12 protein-coding genes and 1 tRNA gene are annotated in these 16,293 nt (G+C 60.8%); 4 read left to right on the top strand and 9 right to left on the bottom strand.

The features are described 5' to 3' along the window. Positions 1-54: 54 nt before the first annotated feature. Positions 55-585 (bottom strand): hypothetical protein, encoded by a 531-nt coding sequence (locus ABWV42_RS14850; RefSeq protein ID WP_353340943.1) that lies wholly within the window; start codon positions 583-585, stop codon positions 55-57. A gap of 23 nt (positions 586-608) precedes the next feature. Next, positions 609-1,691, bottom strand: coding sequence for a recombinase RecA (gene recA, locus ABWV42_RS14845; protein WP_303623691.1), 1,083 nt, complete (start codon positions 1,689-1,691; stop codon positions 609-611). A gap of 194 nt (positions 1,692-1,885) precedes the next feature. Here recA and ABWV42_RS14840 point away from each other — a divergent pair, with 194 nt between their 5' ends. After that, positions 1,886-2,482, top strand: coding sequence for a sulfotransferase family 2 domain-containing protein (locus tag ABWV42_RS14840; protein ID WP_353340856.1), 597 nt, complete (start codon positions 1,886-1,888; stop codon positions 2,480-2,482). On the opposite strand, the gene ABWV42_RS14835 is transcribed toward ABWV42_RS14840, so the two are convergent. The 3 genes from ABWV42_RS14835 to guaB all read right to left on the bottom strand — a co-directional run bounded on the left by ABWV42_RS14835 (position 2,464) and on the right by guaB (position 7,472). Further along, positions 2,464-4,767, bottom strand: coding sequence for a hybrid sensor histidine kinase/response regulator (locus tag ABWV42_RS14835; protein WP_353340854.1), 2,304 nt, complete (start codon positions 4,765-4,767; stop codon positions 2,464-2,466). The genes ABWV42_RS14840 and ABWV42_RS14835 overlap by 19 nt on opposite strands. A 105-nt stretch (positions 4,768-4,872) precedes the next feature. Continuing rightward, a complete protein-coding gene (locus ABWV42_RS14830; protein ID WP_353340853.1) occupies positions 4,873-6,024 on the bottom strand; it encodes an RsmB/NOP family class I SAM-dependent RNA methyltransferase in 1,152 nt (383 codons plus the stop codon). Beyond that, entirely contained in the window at positions 6,024-7,472 is a 1,449-nt protein-coding gene (gene guaB / locus ABWV42_RS14825; RefSeq protein WP_353340852.1) for an IMP dehydrogenase, read from the bottom strand. Before guaB ends, ABWV42_RS14830 begins: the two co-directional genes overlap by 1 nt. 278 nt (positions 7,473-7,750) lie before the next feature. On the opposite strand from guaB, the gene ABWV42_RS14820 reads away from it, so the two are divergent. Together ABWV42_RS14820 and ABWV42_RS14815 are read left to right on the top strand one after the other, a co-directional pair. Further along, the gene (locus ABWV42_RS14820) at positions 7,751-9,802 is read left to right on the top strand and encodes an ASKHA domain-containing protein (protein ID WP_353340851.1); all 2,052 of its coding nucleotides are present in this window, start codon (positions 7,751-7,753) and stop codon (positions 9,800-9,802) included. Positions 9,803-9,883: 81 nt separating this feature from the next. Beyond that, positions 9,884-9,957, top strand: a tRNA-Gly gene (locus ABWV42_RS14815). Positions 9,958-9,965: 8 nt separating this feature from the next. Here ABWV42_RS14815 and ABWV42_RS14810 read toward each other — a convergent pair. The 4 genes from ABWV42_RS14810 to zwf form a co-directional block, all read right to left on the bottom strand. Next, a complete protein-coding gene (locus tag ABWV42_RS14810) occupies positions 9,966-11,297 on the bottom strand; it encodes a calcium-binding protein (RefSeq protein ID WP_353340850.1) in 1,332 nt (443 codons plus the stop codon). A gap of 106 nt (positions 11,298-11,403) precedes the next feature. After that, on the bottom strand, positions 11,404-13,020 hold the full coding sequence (gene pgi, locus ABWV42_RS14805) for a glucose-6-phosphate isomerase (RefSeq protein ID WP_353340849.1): 1,617 nt from the start codon (positions 13,018-13,020) through the stop codon (positions 11,404-11,406). 1 nt (position 13,021) lies between these two features. Then, positions 13,022-13,696 carry a 6-phosphogluconolactonase gene (gene pgl / locus ABWV42_RS14800; protein ID WP_353340848.1) on the bottom strand — a complete coding sequence of 225 codons (675 nt, stop codon included), beginning with the start codon at positions 13,694-13,696 and terminating at the stop codon, positions 13,022-13,024. Beyond that, positions 13,693-15,138, bottom strand: a complete 1,446-nt coding sequence (zwf, locus tag ABWV42_RS14795) for a glucose-6-phosphate dehydrogenase (protein WP_353340847.1) — start codon at positions 15,136-15,138, stop codon at positions 13,693-13,695. Before zwf ends, pgl begins: the two co-directional genes overlap by 4 nt. A gap of 173 nt (positions 15,139-15,311) precedes the next feature. Between zwf and ABWV42_RS14790 the strand changes: the two genes are divergently transcribed. Then, positions 15,312-16,253 carry a radical SAM protein gene (locus tag ABWV42_RS14790; RefSeq protein ID WP_255106619.1) on the top strand — a complete coding sequence of 314 codons (942 nt, stop codon included), beginning with the start codon at positions 15,312-15,314 and terminating at the stop codon, positions 16,251-16,253. Positions 16,254-16,293 lie beyond the last annotated feature (40 nt).

Genomic DNA, 16,293 nt, shown 5'->3' with positions numbered 1-16,293 from the left:
AAACCCCCTGCCCGCCCCTGTCCACATGTCAAAGCAGACTTGCGCCAACTGGTCCTATAACGGGTCGATTTTCCTCAGAATATCACCCTCGCGGATGATGCCGTCCCGTTCGATACTGCAAAGTACGCCGCGCAGGCGCAGTTCCGGGTGGCCAGGCATGGTGATCCAGTCTTTCGCCTCGCTGCCATAGCGCGCCTTCCACTTGACGCAGCCGTCGTTGAAGACCTCCGAGACCTTCAGCACCGCTTCGCCGATTTCCAGGAACTGGCCGACGGGCAAATTGGCTTCGGACAGGTCCATATCGGCGATGAAGGTATCGCCGGGATGCACGGTGTTTTCGCGGTCGCGCCAGACCAGATCCAGCACCCGGTGTTGCAGGATCGACACCTGAATGCCGGGATGCGGCGCGCCGTCTTGGGTGCGCAGCCACGGCTGATCCTTCCAGCGTTCGCCGGGGATGCCGTTTTCACGGGTCAGGGTGATTTCATCCACGAAGCGGCGCTTGTTACGCTCGGGCCGCAGGCACAACATGGAAATGGCCGCCCCATCCTTGGGGGCGGCCAACACATGCGGGAGCGCCCGCATCAATTCTTCGGTCGTGACGTGATTCAAGCGTCGTCTTCCATCAGCACATCATTGTCTTCTTCGCCGGGCGGCATATCGAAGTCGAGGCCGTGGGCAGCACGGATCTTGTCTTCGATTTCATAGGCCATACGCTTGTTTTCCCGCAGGAAATTCTTGGCGTTCTCGCGGCCCTGCCCGATGCGTTCGTCGCCATAAGAGAACCACGAGCCGGATTTCTCGACCACGCCCGCCTTGACACCCAGGTCAAGAAGTTCGCCCATCTTCGAGATGCCTTCGCCATACATGATGTCGAATTCCACCTGCTTGAAGGGCGGCGCAACCTTGTTTTTCACAACCTTCACGCGGGTTGCGTTGCCGACCACCTCGTCACGGTCCTTGATGGCGCCGATGCGGCGGATATCCAGACGGACCGACGAATAGAACTTGAGCGCGTTACCACCGGTGGTGGTTTCGGGGCTGCCGAACATGACGCCGATCTTCATGCGGATCTGGTTGATGAAGATCACCATGCAGTTCGAACGCGCGATAGACCCGGTCAGCTTGCGCATGGCCTGGCTCATCAGGCGGGCCTGAACACCGACGTTCGAATCGCCCATGTCGCCTTCGAGTTCCGATTTCGGGGTCAGGGCGGCCACCGAATCGACCACCACCATGTTGACCGCGCCAGAGCGCACCAGCGTATCGGTGATCTCGAGCGCCTGTTCGCCGGTGTCGGGCTGCGAAATCAGCAGTTCGTCAAGGTCGACACCCAGTTTCTTGGCGTATTGCGGATCAAGCGCGTGTTCCGCGTCGACAAAGGCGCAGACGCCGCCCTTTTTCTGCTCTTCCGCGATGCAGTGCAGGGTCAGCGTGGTCTTGCCAGAGCTTTCCGGCCCATAGATTTCAATGATGCGGCCCTTGGGCAGGCCACCGATGCCAAGCGCGATATCGAGCCCCAGCGATCCGGTCGAGGTGGCCTCGATTTCCTGGATCGGGTTGTCCGCGCCGAGTTTCATGATCGAGCCCTTGCCGAACTGGCGTTCGATCTGGGCCAGGGCGCTGTCCAGCGCCTTTTGCTTGTCTGCCGTTTTCTTGCTGCTCATATCAAACAGTTCTGCCGTTGCCATTGGTTCGCTTCCTTATTCCACACACCGTTGCCGGCGGCAATGATTGCCTGCGTTCACCTTGTGTTCTCACATGTTATGAGATCAAAAGGAGAACATTTCAACAAAATTCTCTATAAACAGCTTTTTCAGAGAGGTCTTAAAGAGTAGTTTACCAGCCAAGAATGATCTTGAGCAGACTGTATTGAGGCCGCCAAATGCTTGTTTTCTGGAAAGAAAAACTCGTTATCTTATCCGTTCCCAAAACCGGCACCACGGCGATAGAATCCGCGCTCGCCCCCCACGCCGACATGGTTGTCTCCAACCCGCCGCAGCTGAAACATGCGCCGGTCTATCGCTACAACCGGTTTTTCCGGCCGATGTTCGAAAAGGCCTGCGGCGAAGAAAACATGCAGACCGTGGCGGTGATCCGGGAACCGATCAGCTGGCTGGGCAGTTGGTATCGTTACCGGCAGCGCGATGCGATGAAGGGGCACCCGAACGCCACCCACGACAAGACCTTCGACGAATTCGTCGATGCCTATTGCAAGGGAGACCGCCCGGCCTTTGCCAATGTGGGCAGTCAGGCCAAGTTCATCGAACCGCGCCCCAACGGCACCAAGGTCGATTTCCTGTTCCGCTACGAAGACCAGGACAAGCTGCTCGGGTTTCTTGAAGAGCGGCTGTCGCGCAAGATCACGCTGGGGCGCGAGAACGTCTCGCCCAGCATGGAACTGACCCTGTCAAAGAAAGTCGAAGACAAGCTGCGCCGCAAATGTGCCGAAGAGTTCGACCTTTACGCCGGAATTTCCTGAGCCTCGCCAAGGTGTTCCATGACAATGCCCGTCAGGTCATTGAGTGAAAACGGCTTGGGCAGGAAGGTGGAATTGGCGATCTTGGCCTGCCGGTCGGAAAAACTGTCTTCGGCATAGCCGGACATGAAGACCACCTTGACCTCAGGGCGGCGCTGGCGGGCTTTCTGCACCCAGCTCGGGCCATCCATGCCGGGCATCACCACGTCGGTCACAAACAGATCGACATGCAGGTCGGCATCTTCCAGCGTTTCCAGCGCCTCTTCGCCGGTGCCCGCCTCAAGCACCGTCAGCCCGCGCAGGCGCAGGGCACGCGAGGCAAAGCTGCGCACCGGCGCCTCGTCCTCGACAAGCAGAACAACGCCACCCTGTGGCCGTAACTGGGCCGCCTGACGTTCCGCTTCTATCACCGGTTTGGGCACATCGTAGAGGTCATGCTCGGAGAACATCAGGGTAAACTGCGTGCCCTCTCCCGGTGTCGAATCGACAAAGATATAGCCGCCGGTCTGTTTCACGATGCCATAGGCCGTTGACAGGCCAAGTCCGGTCCCTTCGCCGGTGCGCTTGGTGGTAAAGAAGGGTTCAAAGACTTTCTGAAGTTTGTCACCGGGAATGCCGACACCTTCGTCGCGCACCCTGACACAGACATAGGTTCCCGCCGGCACCGTGGCCCGATCCCGCTTGAGCGGCTTGTCGAGACGCAGGCTTTCGGTCTGGATGATGATCTCGCCCCCCTTTGGCATCGCGTCGCGGGCATTGACGACAAGGTTCATCAAGACCTGCTCCAACTGCCTCTTGTCGGCGCGGATGGCGCTGAGCTCGGGGTCGTGCATCAATGTCAGCCGCACCTTTTCCCCCACGAGTCGGTTCAGGAGATGCGTCAGATCGGCCAGCGTATCGCGCAGGTCGAGCACCTCCGGGCGCAGGTTCTGCTTGCGGGAAAAGGCCAGAAGCTGGCCCACAAGTGCCGCGGCGCGGTTCGCGTTCTGATTGATCTGCACGAGATCACCATAGTCTGGGTCCCCTTCGTCATGGCGCAGCAGCATGAGGTCGCAATGTCCCGAAATCGCGGTCAGCAGGTTGTTGAAATCATGCGCGACGCCGCCTGCCAACTGGCCAATGGCCTGCATCTTCTGGCTTTGCACGAATTGCGCTTCGAGCGATTTCAACTCGGTTGCATCACTCAAGACCGCAATCAGGAAAATCCGCCCGCCTTCAACCACCCGGTTCAGGCTCACCTGGACAAAGACTTCGCGATCCTCGCGGCGCAATAAAAGGAACTCCGAATGGTTGCCCCCGTGCCCTGCCGCGGCCTCGGCCAGCCAGTCGTTGATCGACCGGCCCAGCCCCTCCATCAACCCCTGAAGTTCCACGGTTTGGCGGAAATCCCGCTTCACCAGCGCCCGCGCGGCGCGGTTGGCCGAAACAACCCGCCCGTCGACGGCAATCTTCAAGAGCGCGATCGGCAGGTCCTCGAACATCACCACATCGCCCGGGATGCGCGGCGCGGTGGTTGGCAGGAGATAGATTTCGCGGCGTCCGGCGCTGGTCGGGAACTCGGCCACCAGGCATTTCTTGCCACCCTCCTCGGTCAGGATGGTGTTGGCCTCGCCCTGGCGCGGACCGTCATCGCCAAAGATCTCGCGCAGGGCCGTGCGGCGTGCGCCCAGCAACTCGCGCGCGGCGGCATTCATGAACAAAACCGCCCCCTTGGCACTGACCGTTAACATGGGCAGACGGGGGATTCCGGCGCCTTCCGTGTTGGTCAGATAGCTGTGTCGATGCACCTGCCACTGGAATATGCCCGGTGACACGGCCGCCACATGTATGGCGATCTTGCCGTCGCGGGTGTGAAACTCATCACTTGTCGCGCCCTTGTCCGCTGCTGCGGCGAGCAATCGGCTGGTGATGCCCTCTACGTCTGCAAGGGACGCGCCGAGACAGGCGATCATGTCGGTCGCCCCGCCGGATAGTCTTTCACCTTCGGCATTGGCGGCAAGTATCTCGCTGTCGCCATCCGTCAGGTATTGCTGATACGGACCAAGCGCGACCATCGCCCCAAGGCCCTTGGACACCGCCTTTCGGCGCGATTTCATTTGCAGGTCATGCACCCATAAAAACAGCGTGAAAAAGCCGAGAATGGCGCCCGCAACAATCAGAGACAGGCGCGAGGCCTCTTGTGACGCCATGCCGGACAGCAGGAACAGACCAATGGCCGCGCCCCACAACAGACCAATGCGCAGCCAGCTGCGCCATGCCTGCCCGGATTGCAGTGCAGAAACCGTCACGGCGGCCCCCTCTCAAACCTCGTTTCCCCGTTTTAAGTCGTTGCTTCTTAACAACGGCTTAAGCGGACACTACCACAGGTTGAGTACAGTGGCCAAATTTGAGGGTTAGCGCGACAGGATTGTCAGGAAAAAGCCATCACAGCCGTCCAGAAGCGTCCATTGCTTTTCAAAGGACACGGACCATTCGGGATTGGCGGCCAGAAAACGGTCCACGACATCATGGTTTTCCGCCCGCAACAGCGAACAGGTGGCATAGGCCAAACGCCCTTCGTTGGCCACATGGGCTGCCGCTTCCGAGAGGATATCGAACTGGACCCTGTTAAGCTCGTCCAGGTCCCGTTTTTCAAAGCGCCACTTGGCATCCGGTGTCCGGCGCCATGTCCCGCTGCCGGAACAGGGAACGTCGCAGAACACGAGGTCATAAGGCCCCTGCCCCGGAATATCATTCGTCCGCAGCGTGCGCACCTTGGCCCCGGCGCGTTTGGCGCGGTCTGGCAGGTCGCGCATCCGGCCGTGGTTGGCATCATGGGCAAAGAAACTGCCCTTGCAGCGCCCCGCCATCGCCAGCACCTTGCCGCCGCCGCCCGCGCAGTAGTCAAGCACCTTGCAACCATCCTGAAGGTCGAGCGCCTGCACCGCGGCCTGGTTCGAGGCGTCCTGCAATTCCACCAGCCCCTCGCGATAGGCGCGGCTGTTGTTGATCTTGCGCTGCCCCTCGGTCACAAGCAGCGCGGTGTCGGAGATTTCCGATGTCTCGGCAATGATGCCATCTTCCTGCAAAGCACCAAAGGCCTTTTCGGGTGAGGCTTTGCGCAAATTCACCCGCAGGAACACCGGCGCACGCGCGCGCATGGCTTGCGCATTGCCTTCGAAATCTGCCCCAAGCGCCTCCTGCATGGGCGGGACGATCCAATCCGGCAAATCGGGCTGGCCACTGGCCGTGCCTGCCTCAAGTTCGCCCGCCTCCAGAGGGGCCGGCGCATACGGGGGTCCGGTGAAGAGGTCAGAAGGATCAGCACCTTGCGCGCGTAGCAGACCGATCATCAGGCGACGGCCCGTCAGGCCGCCTCCAAGCTCGCTTGCCAAGCGGCGCTGGCGCAAGACGTCGTAGACATGGTCACGCACCGCGGCACGGTCTTTCGACCCCGCGAACCGCGCCCGCCGCGCCCATCCGGTGAGCGCCTTTTCGGCGGGCGTGCCCGCGATGATCTCGTCCAGAAGCTCGATCGCCGTCTGGACCCGCGCCGCAGGTGTCATCAGCCGATCCGGTAGTTCGGGCTCTCGCGGGTGATCTGCACGTCGTGGACGTGGCTTTCCTTGAGGCCTGCACCGGTGATCTTAACGAACTGGCAGTTCTTGCGCATCTCTTCAACGGTGGCGTTACCGGTATAGCCCATGGCCGCCCGCAGGCCGCCCACCAGCTGGTGAATGACCGCGCCCGCGCCGCCCTTGTAGGGCACCTGGCCTTCGATCCCTTCCGGCACCAGCTTGTCGCTGGCCGCGTCCTTCTGGAAGTAGCGATCCGCCGAGCCGCGTGCCATGGCGCCAAGCGAGCCCATGCCACGGTAGGATTTGAACGAACGGCCCTGATAGAGGATCACTTCGCCCGGGGACTCGTCGGTGCCCGCGATCATCGAGCCGACCATGGCACAGGAGGCCCCTGCGGCAATCGCCTTGGCGAAGTCACCCGAGAACTTGATGCCACCGTCGGCAATCACCGGGGTGTCACCGGCTGCTTCGGCACAATCCATGATCGCGCTCAGCTGTGGCACACCAACACCGGCCACCATACGGGTGGTACAGATCGAACCGGGGCCGATCCCCACCTTGACGGCGTCTGCACCGGCATCAATCAGCGCCTTGGTCGCATCCGCAGTGGCCACGTTGCCCGCGATCACCTGAACGGCATTGGACTGCGCCTTGATGCGCTTGACTGCCTCGATCACCCCTTCCGAGTGGCCGTGCGCGGTATCGACAACCACGATGTCGACGCCTGCATCAATCAGCAGCTCCGAGCGGGCAAAACCGCTGTCGCCCACCGACGAGGCCGCAGCCACGCGCAGGCGGCCCAGATCGTCCTTGCAGGCGGTCGGGTTCAGAACGGCCTGTTCGGTGTCTTTCAGAGTCAAAAGACCGGTCAGCTTGTTCTCGCCGTCAACCACCAGCAGTTTCTCGATACGACGGGCGCGCATCATGCTTTTGGCTTCGTCCAGATCGGCGGGTTCCTGAAGCATGGCGAGGTCGTTGGTTGTCATCACCACATGAACCGGCGTGTCATCCGAGGTGGCAAAACGCATGTCACGGTTGGTGACGATACCTTCGACGCGGCCCTGCGCATCCACCACCGGGAAGCCGGTAAAGTTGTAGCGTTCCACCAGCGCGCGGGCATCGGCGATGGTCTGGTCGCGGGTCAGGGTCACCGGATTGTAGACGATGCCGGATTCGAAGCGTTTTACCCGGCGCACCTCGCGGGCCTGCTGTTCGGCGTCGAGGTTCTTGTGGATCACCCCCATACCGCCGGCCTGTGCCATCGCGATCGCCATGCGCGACTCGGTGACCGTGTCCATGGCCGATGACAGGAGCGGGATGTTCAGGTCGATGCTTTTGGTGACACGCGTCCGCGTATCAGCGGTTGTCGGAAGCACATTGGATGCCGCCGGAACCAGAAGAACATCATCGAAGGTAAGCGCCTCACGAATCTTCATCACACATCTCCTAGGGTGACCTCGTTTGGCGCTTCCCTATCGCATGGCTTCAAGGGGTGCGAAACCCCTATTTTGCGGAACTTCCACCTCTGTGACGCGAAATATACCTCAAAATCCGAAATTCGGCACCAGAGCGACAGATCAGCCAGCAAAATCGCCACAAAAAGCGCAGGATATGCCGCGCTTTTACCTTTCGATGCCGCTCCTTGTCTTTCCAAGCGCGACCAGTCACTTATTCTATACTTCGCGCGAACAAACTTAGACAGGTATCTGGACACATGAGCAGCGATCCTCTCGTGATCTTCACCCCATCCGGCAAACGTGGCAATTTCCCCGTTGGTACGCCGATCCTTACCGCCGCCCGTCAACTGGGCGTTGACCTGGATTCGGTCTGCGGCGGGCGTGGCATCTGTTCGAAATGCCAGATCACGCCCTCTTACGGCGAATTTCCCAAGCACGGCGTGACCGTCGAAGATGGCGCCCTGTCGGAATGGAACAAGGTCGAGCAGCGCTACAAGGACAAGCGCGGCCTGATCGACGGCCGCCGCCTTGGCTGTCAGGCCACCGTTCAGGGCGACATCGTGATCGACGTGCCGCCCGAAAGCCAGGTCCACCGTCAGGTCGTGCGCAAACGCGCCGAGGCCCGTGACATCACCATGAACCCGTCGACCCGCCTGTTCTATGTCGAGGTGGAAGAGCCGGACATGCACAAGCCCTCCGGCGATATGGAGCGCCTGATCGAGGCGCTGGAAACCCAGTGGGATCTGAAGGACGTGAAAACCGACCTGCACATCCTGCAACAGATGCAGCCGATCCTGCGCAAGGGCGACTGGAAGGTCACCGTGGCCGTGCACCTTGGTGATGACAGCCATCCGCCCAAAATCATGCACATCTGGCCCGGCTACTACGAGGGATCGGTCTATGGTCTTGCGGTTGATCTTGGCTCGACCACCATTGCCGCCCACCTGTGCGATCTGAAGACCGGCGAGGTCGTGGCCTCTTCAGGCATCATGAACCCGCAGATCCGCTTTGGCGAAGACCTGATGAGCCGCGTCTCCTATGCGATGATGAACAAGGGGGGCGACCTTGAGATGACCCGCGCCGTGCGCGAGGGCATGAACGCGCTGTTCACCCAGATCGCCGCCGAAGCCGAGATCGACAAGGCGCTGATCGTGGACGCGGTCTTTGTCTGCAACCCGGTCATGCACCACCTGTTCCTTGGCATCGACCCGTTCGAACTGGGACAGGCACCCTTTGCGCTCGCCACCTCCAACGCGCTGGCCCTGCGCGCCGTGGAACTCGACCTCAACATCCACCCCGCGGCCCGTGTCTATCTCCTGCCCTGTATCGCCGGCCACGTCGGTGCCGATGCCGCCGCGGTGGCCCTGTCGGAAGCGCCGGACAAGTCCGAAGACCTTGTTCTGGTGGTCGACGTGGGCACCAACGCGGAAATCCTGCTGGGCAACAAGGAAAAGGTTCTGGCCTGCTCCTCGCCCACCGGTCCCGCCTTTGAAGGTGCGCAGATTTCCAGCGGCCAGCGTGCCGCCCCCGGCGCGATCGAGCGTGTGGAAATCGACCCCATCACCAAGGAACCGCGTTTCCGTGTGATCGGCTCGGAGATCTGGTCGGACGAAGAAGGTTTCGACGTCGCGATTGCCACCACCGGCATCACCGGCATCTGCGGATCGGGCATCATCGAGGCCATCGCCGAAATGCGGCTGGCCGGTATCCTTGATGCCTCGGGTTTGATCGGTTCTGCCGAACAGGTCGGCACATCGCGCTGTGTTCAGGACGGGCGCACCAATGCCTACCTGTTGTGGGACGGCTCTGCCGAAGGTGGCCCGACCATCACCGTGACCAACCCCGACATCCGCGCCATCCAGATGGCCAAGGCCGCGCTCTATTCCGGTGCACGTCTGCTGATGGACAAGCTGGAGGTCGACACCGTGGATCGCGTGGTGCTTGCCGGCGCTTTCGGCGCGCATATCTCGGCCAAACACGCGATGGTTCTGGGCATGATCCCCGACTGCGCGCTCGACAAGGTGACATCGGCCGGCAACGCCGCCGGTACCGGTGCCCGCATCGCGCTTTTGAACACCGAAGCCCGCGGCGAGATCGAGGAAACCGTGCGCCAGATCGAGAAGATCGAAACAGCCGTCGAGCCGCGCTTCCAGGAGCACTTCGTGAACGCCTCGGCCATTCCGAACTCGTCCGATCCTTTCCCGATCCTTGGCACTGTCGTCGATCTGCCGCAGGTGAACTTCAACACCGGTGGCGGAGACGGTGCCGGAGAAGATGGCGGTCGCCGCCGTCGCCGTCGTCGCGCCTGATCGCAAGACAAAATCAGAAACAAAAACACCCCTGCCAAGGCTTGACCTTGCGGGGGTGTTTCACTACCCAGAACCCCACGAGCGGGTATGGTGAAAAGGTATCACACGAGCTTCCCAAGCTCTTGTTACGGGTTCGATTCCCGTTACCCGCTCCAGAGTTTCCCTAGAAATCGAAGGTGATGTCGCTCTCGGTCAGCAAGACCCCCTTGAGCGTGACCTGCCCGCCATCATAGGTGACAATCGTATCGGTGCCATTGTCGGTTACAGTCACTTCATTGGCATTGCTGCCCTTGATGCGGATCTGGTCCTCGGCGGCGTTGAAATCAAAGATCTTGTCAAAGCCGTTGGGGCCTCCGTCGGTGAAAACAAAGGTGTCACTCCCCGGACCTCCGAACAGGTCATCGCCGCCCAAACCGCCTTCGATCACATCGTCTCCGGCACCGCCCTTGAGCGTGTCGCGCGCCAGTCCGCCTTTCAGCACATCGTTGCCCTTGCCCCCTTCCAGAACGTCCGAGCCATTGCCGCCCTTCAGGGTATCCTTGCCAGAGCCGCCCTTGAGCGTATCGTGATGATCGCCGCCATTCAGAACGTCGCTGTGCGCCCCGCCGATGAGAACATCGTTCCCTGCCCCGCCAAACAGCGTGTCCTGTCCGGACTCACCTTCAAGCCGGTCATTGCCAAGCCCACCACTCAGCGAGTCACCTCCGGTGCCACCAAACAACGTATCGTTGCCTCGCTCACCGTTCAGGGAATCCCTACCATCTCCACCGCCAAGGTAATCCGCCCCGCGACCACCCAGAATGAAATCATCCCCTGCCCGGCCAAGGATAGTATTGTCCGCGGCATTGCCGATCAGGGTGTCATTCCCGCTGGTACCGTTGATATTCTCGACCTTCTGGATCGTCCCGACCACCGCGGGTGCACCGCCCGTCGAAATCGTGTTGGCACCAAGGTTCACGTTCAGCGTGTCGTTCAGGAACTTGCCATCCAGCGTGTCGAACCCCTTGCCGCCGTCGATCTGGTCTGCACCGCCACGGTAAAAGATCGTGTCGCGCCCGCCGCCGGTGTTGATGAAGTCGTTGCTTTCGAAATCATCGACGATGTCACGCCCGACATGGCCCAAGACGTCGAGAAAGAAGATCGCAGGCAGCAGGAGTTGAAAGAACAGCGCATCCTTGACCGGGTTGGACTTGCCGCTTTGCGACAGGGCCAGCGTGATCGCTGTCTGCATAAGCACAACCGCCGGCAGCAGCAGCGTCGTGGCAATAAAGCCCGCGCGTTCAAAGGACATGCTGCCGAAGGTGCCGCTAAAGATGCCCCCGTTCACATCCAGGCCGGTGCCGTTCAAGACAACATCCGGGCCCGATCCGTTGCTGATGGTCAGTTTCGTCCCGTCACTGTTCGGTGTGAAGGTGGAATTGGTGTTGCGCAGGATCTCTGCAAAGTACCGCCAGGTCGACGTGCCCAACGGAAACTGCCGTGTCTCAATCGCCATGACGTCCCCCATTGATTTGCTGTCAATTGGGGAAGTATAGCACAAAACGGACCTAATTTGCGGCAAGCCGCCGCGGGTCCCTGACAGCGAAGATCAAACCCGTCGCTCAGCCGCGTACGTTGTGGATGTAGCGCAGCAGTTTGAGGGTCGATCCTTCGGTCTCTTCCGCACGTTCACGGCGGCTCACTGCGGGCATCAATCCATTGGCCAGTTCCTTGCCCAACTCGACGCCCCATTGATCGAAAGGATAAAGCCCAAGGATCGCGCCTTCGACAAACACCCGGTGCTCGTAAAGCGCGATGATCTGGCCCAGAACGTAGGGTGTGAGGCGCGGATAGAGCAAGGTCGTCGAGGGGCGGTTGCCGGTAAAGACACGATGCGGCGCGATCTCGTCGATCTTTTCCGCTGACATGCCCTTTTCCTCAAGCTGCCTGCGCGCCTCCTCCAGCGAGCGGCCTTTCATCAGGGCTTCGGACTGAGCAAGGCAATTGGCAATCAGCGCCCGGTGATGGTGACCAAGCGAGGGCTCGTGGTTTTCGGCGCCAAGCAGGAACTCGACCGGGATGATGTCCTGACCTTGGTGGATCAGTTGGAAGAACGCGTGCTGGCCGTTGGTGCCCGGCTCGCCCCAGACAACCGGACCGCCGCCCATGGGCAAGGGTTGGCCATCGGTGCCCACGCCCTTGCCGTTCGATTCCATCTCGAGCTGTTGCAGATAGGCCGGAAGGCGGCGCAGGCGCTGTTCGTAGGGAATGACGGCGCGAGTCGGATAGCCGCAGACCTTCTGGTGCCACAACCCGATCAGGGCCAAAAGCACCGGCAGGTTCTGGTCAAACGGCGCGTCACGAAAGTGCTGGTCCATGGCAAGGCCGCCGCGCAGGAACTCTTCGAACCGCTCTGGCCCGATGGACAGCATCAGCGACAGGCCGATAGGCCCCCAGACCGAGTAGCGGCCACCGATCCAACTGCCGAAGCCAAAGACGTTCTCGGGCTTGATGCCGAAATCCCGGGTCAGGTCCATCGCCGTTGAAATCGCCACGAACCGGGCCGTCGGATCACCGCCTGCCTCTTCCATCCAACGCAGGGCGGAGCGGGCGTTCATCAGGGTTTCCTGGGTCGTAAAGCTCTTGGAGGCCACCACCACCAGCGTGGTTTCGGGGCGCAGATGCTTGACCACGTCCACGAGATCACCGCCATCGACATTCGACACGAAATGACAGCGCGGCCCGTCGCCATAGGGGGCCAGCGCCTTGGTGGCCATCGCGGGGCCAAGGTCAGAGCCGCCAATGCCGATATTGACCACGTCGGTGATCTGCACGCCCCCTGCCGGATAGTCCCCGGCCCGCACCGCGCGCGCGAAGCGCGCCATGCGGCGATGGGTTTGGCGAATCTCGGCAATCACGTCATGGCCATCAACCATGATCTCGCCATCTTGGGCATCGCCCACAATGGCCCGTGCGGCGGTATGCAGGACCGCGCGATCCTCGGTGACGTTGATCTTGTCGCCGCGAAACATCGCCTCGCGTTTGTTCGCGACGCATGCCTCTTCGGCCAGCGCAACAAGCGCGTTCAGGATGTCAGCGTCGAGATTGGTTTTGGAAAAGTCGAATAAAAGCCCGTCGTGATGCCGTGAAAATGTTTCGGCGCGGGCGCTGTCTTCAAATAGGTCAACAATAGAACGCGCCGCGGTTGCGGCGTGCAAGTCTTTCAATTCATTCCACATACTAACTCTTTGCCCAATGTACGGTCGCGCCGCTCAGCACTCTCCTAACGGGGGCCTGCGCTGCCGTCAAATGACGTGACTGTTTCAATGCGTCGCGCTTGTCCTCTCCGGTGATGACAAGGTGCTTTGAGACGGCACCGCCCAAAATGCGGGCAGAAAGGGTAATCCGGGTATCGGGCAGGTCATCGCGGCGGATCGGCACGAGGATCGGCGCGTGGCTGTCCAGCGCGACTTCAAGACCGTCTGCGCCGGGGAACATCGAGGCGGTGTGCATATCCGCACCCATCCCGATCAGTGCGACGGCAATCGGCAACTCCGGTGTCAGCATCGACTCAAGTTCCGGCAACACCTCTTCCGGTGAATGTGCAGGTGTGTAAAGCGGGATGAAACGGGCAGCGGCCGCGCGGTTGACCAAAAGACGTTCCTTGATCATGCGCGCGTTGGAGCGTTCGTGATCTTCCGGCACCCAGCGTTCATCGGTGGGCACAACATCGACCCGGCTCCAGTCGATGTCAGCGGCACAGAGATCGTCGAAAATCGGCCCCGGCGTCGATCCTCCGGGCACCGCAAACAGCACGCGGTCTTCGTGGTGCAGCGCCTCGGACAGTTCATCAGCCAGAATGTTGGCGAGGTCGATCGCCATCATGTCCGCGTCTACGTATTCCTGCAAATTCAACGTCGTATTCCTCGCCAGTCCCGGCCGTCCCGGCGCACCATTTGCAGTGCGCCATCCGGTCCGGTGGTAAATGCGTCATAGGGTTTGGGAACGTCACCGCGCGCCTCCCAGCCCTGAATGATCGGGTCCGTCCACGCCCAGGCCGCCTCCACCTCGTCATTGCGCATGAACAGGGTCTGGTTGCCACGGATCACGTCGATAATCAAACGCTCATATGCGTCAGGACTGTCGGCTTCCGGCCCCAGCGCCTCGGCGAAGCTCATGTCGAGCGGCACGTCGATCAGGCGCATTCCGCCCGGTCCCGGCTCCTTGATGGTCACGTCAAGGGTGATCCCTTCATCCGGCTGCAACTGGATGGTCAACTCATTGTTGTGACGCCCCGCTTCCGGCCCGAAAATCGAGTGCGGCGCATCCTTGAACACCACCGTGATCTCGGAACTGCGGGTGGCAAGGCGCTTGCCGGTGCGCAGATAGAATGGCGTTCCCGCCCATCGCCAGTTGCTGATGTGACACTTGAGGGCGATGAAGCTTTCCGTCTTCGACCGCGCGTTCTCGACATCTTCCCGGAAGCTAAGAACTCCGTCCGATGCAGTGTACTGACCGCGCTGGATATGGTGCGGCTCAACCGGGTCCAACGCGCGGATCACCTTGAGCTTTTCATCCCGTACCGAATCCGGCTCGAATTTGGCGGGCGGCTCCATCGCGATCAGGCACAGAAGCTGCATCATGTGGTTCTGCATCATGTCGCGCATCGCACCCGCGCGCTCATAATAGGCTCCACGCCCACCAACCCCGACGGTTTCCGCCACGGTGATCTGGATGTGGTCGATATATTGCGAGTTCCAGAGCGGTTCGAACAGCATGTTCCCGAACCTGACAGCCATCAGGTTCTGAACGGTTTCCTTCCCGAGGTAATGGTCGATCCGGTAAATCTGACGTTCGTCGAAATGGCAGGCCAACTCGCGGTTCAGCGCACGCGCGGTCTCAAGGTCATGGCCAAAGGGCTTCTCGACCACGATACGGCTTTGATCGTCCGACAGGTTCCACTTCTGCAACCCCTGTGCAAGATCGCCGAAAAGGCTTGGTCCCACCGAGAAATAGAACGCCCGCACCCGGCCCGGCACCATCTTCTTCGCAAGGTCGGCCCAGCCCGTGTCACCACGCGCGTCCAGCGTCACGTAGTCCAGACGGTCAAGAAACCCGTCCAACTGCGTGCTGCCATCGACATTGGCGAATTCTTCGAGGGCCTCGCGCACGAAGGCCTGATAGGCGGCGCGACCCATATCGGAACGGGCTGCCCCGATCAGGCGGGACTGTCCGGGCATCTGACCGGCGCAAAAACGCTTGTACAGCGCCGGCAGAATCTTGCGGCGGGACAGGTCCCCGGTGCCGCCAAAGACAACCAGGTCAAACTCATCTACAGGCACGCTGCGCGGCGTCATGGTTTTCTCGCATTCCTCGGGATCGTCATCACGCCATCAAATCAGGCACGCCCCGTCTTGGACAACTCTATCAAACCTGTTCTGCATCACAACTGTGTCACTGATGTGGAAAGAGGTTTTCCCGAACCTCAGGTTTTTGCTAGCACGGTCTCACCAAAGACGAAGGCAGAGTGATGAAAGATCAGGTAAACGCAGGAAAGTTCTCGGACCCCTATCTGACGGCCAAGGGCGAAACCCGTGCGCATGTATCGTTGGAAAACCCCGAAACCCTGTGGTTCAACACCGGGACCCTCTGCAATATCGAATGTGAAAACTGCTATATCCTGTCGTCGCCCACCAATGACGCGCTGGTCTATATGACCGCGGATGAAGTCAGCGACTACCTTGACCAGCTGGAAGAGCGGCGCTGGAACGTACGCGAAATCGGCTTTACCGGCGGCGAACCCTTCATGAACCCGCAGATGATCGAGATGACCCGCCGCGCGCTGGAACGGGGTTACGAGGTTCTGATCCTCACCAATGCCATGTTGCCGATGATGCGCAAATCCGTGCGCGAGGGGCTTCTTGAGCTGCACAAGGCCTACGCCGACAAGCTGACCCTGCGAATTTCCGTCGACCACTGGGGCGCGGAACTCCACGACAAGGAACGCGGCAAGGGATCGTTTGAAAAGACGCTGACCGGAATGCGCTGGCTGCGTGACAACGGTTTCCGCATGGCGGTTGCCGGCCGTACCGTCTGGGGTGAAAGCGACGCCGAGTCCCGTGCCGGCTACAGCGCATTGTATGAACGCGAGGGCTTTGCCATCGACGCGATGAACCCCGGCCAGACCGTTCTGTTCCCGGAAATGGACGAAATGGCCGAAGTACCGGAAATCACCACCGCCTGCTGGGGCATCCTGAACAAGGCCCCGACCGAGGTCATGTGCTCGAACTCGCGCATGGTGGTGAAACACAAGGGCGCCGACAGCCCGTCGGTCATTGCCTGCACTCTCCTGCCCTACGAGGCCGAGTTCGATATGGGCACCACCCTGGCCGAGGCCGAGGCAGACGTGCGTCTGAACCACCCGCACTGCGCCAAGTTCTGTGTTCTGGGCGGGGCAAGCTGCTCGGCCTGAACCACGACGCCTGAGCCATGACAAAACGCCCCCGCATCGC

The organism is Pelagimonas sp. KU-00592-HH (genome assembly GCF_040369695.1).
Lineage (GTDB): Bacteria > Pseudomonadota > Alphaproteobacteria > Rhodobacterales > Rhodobacteraceae > Shimia.
This window is presented reverse-complemented; position numbering and strand designations above follow the sequence as displayed.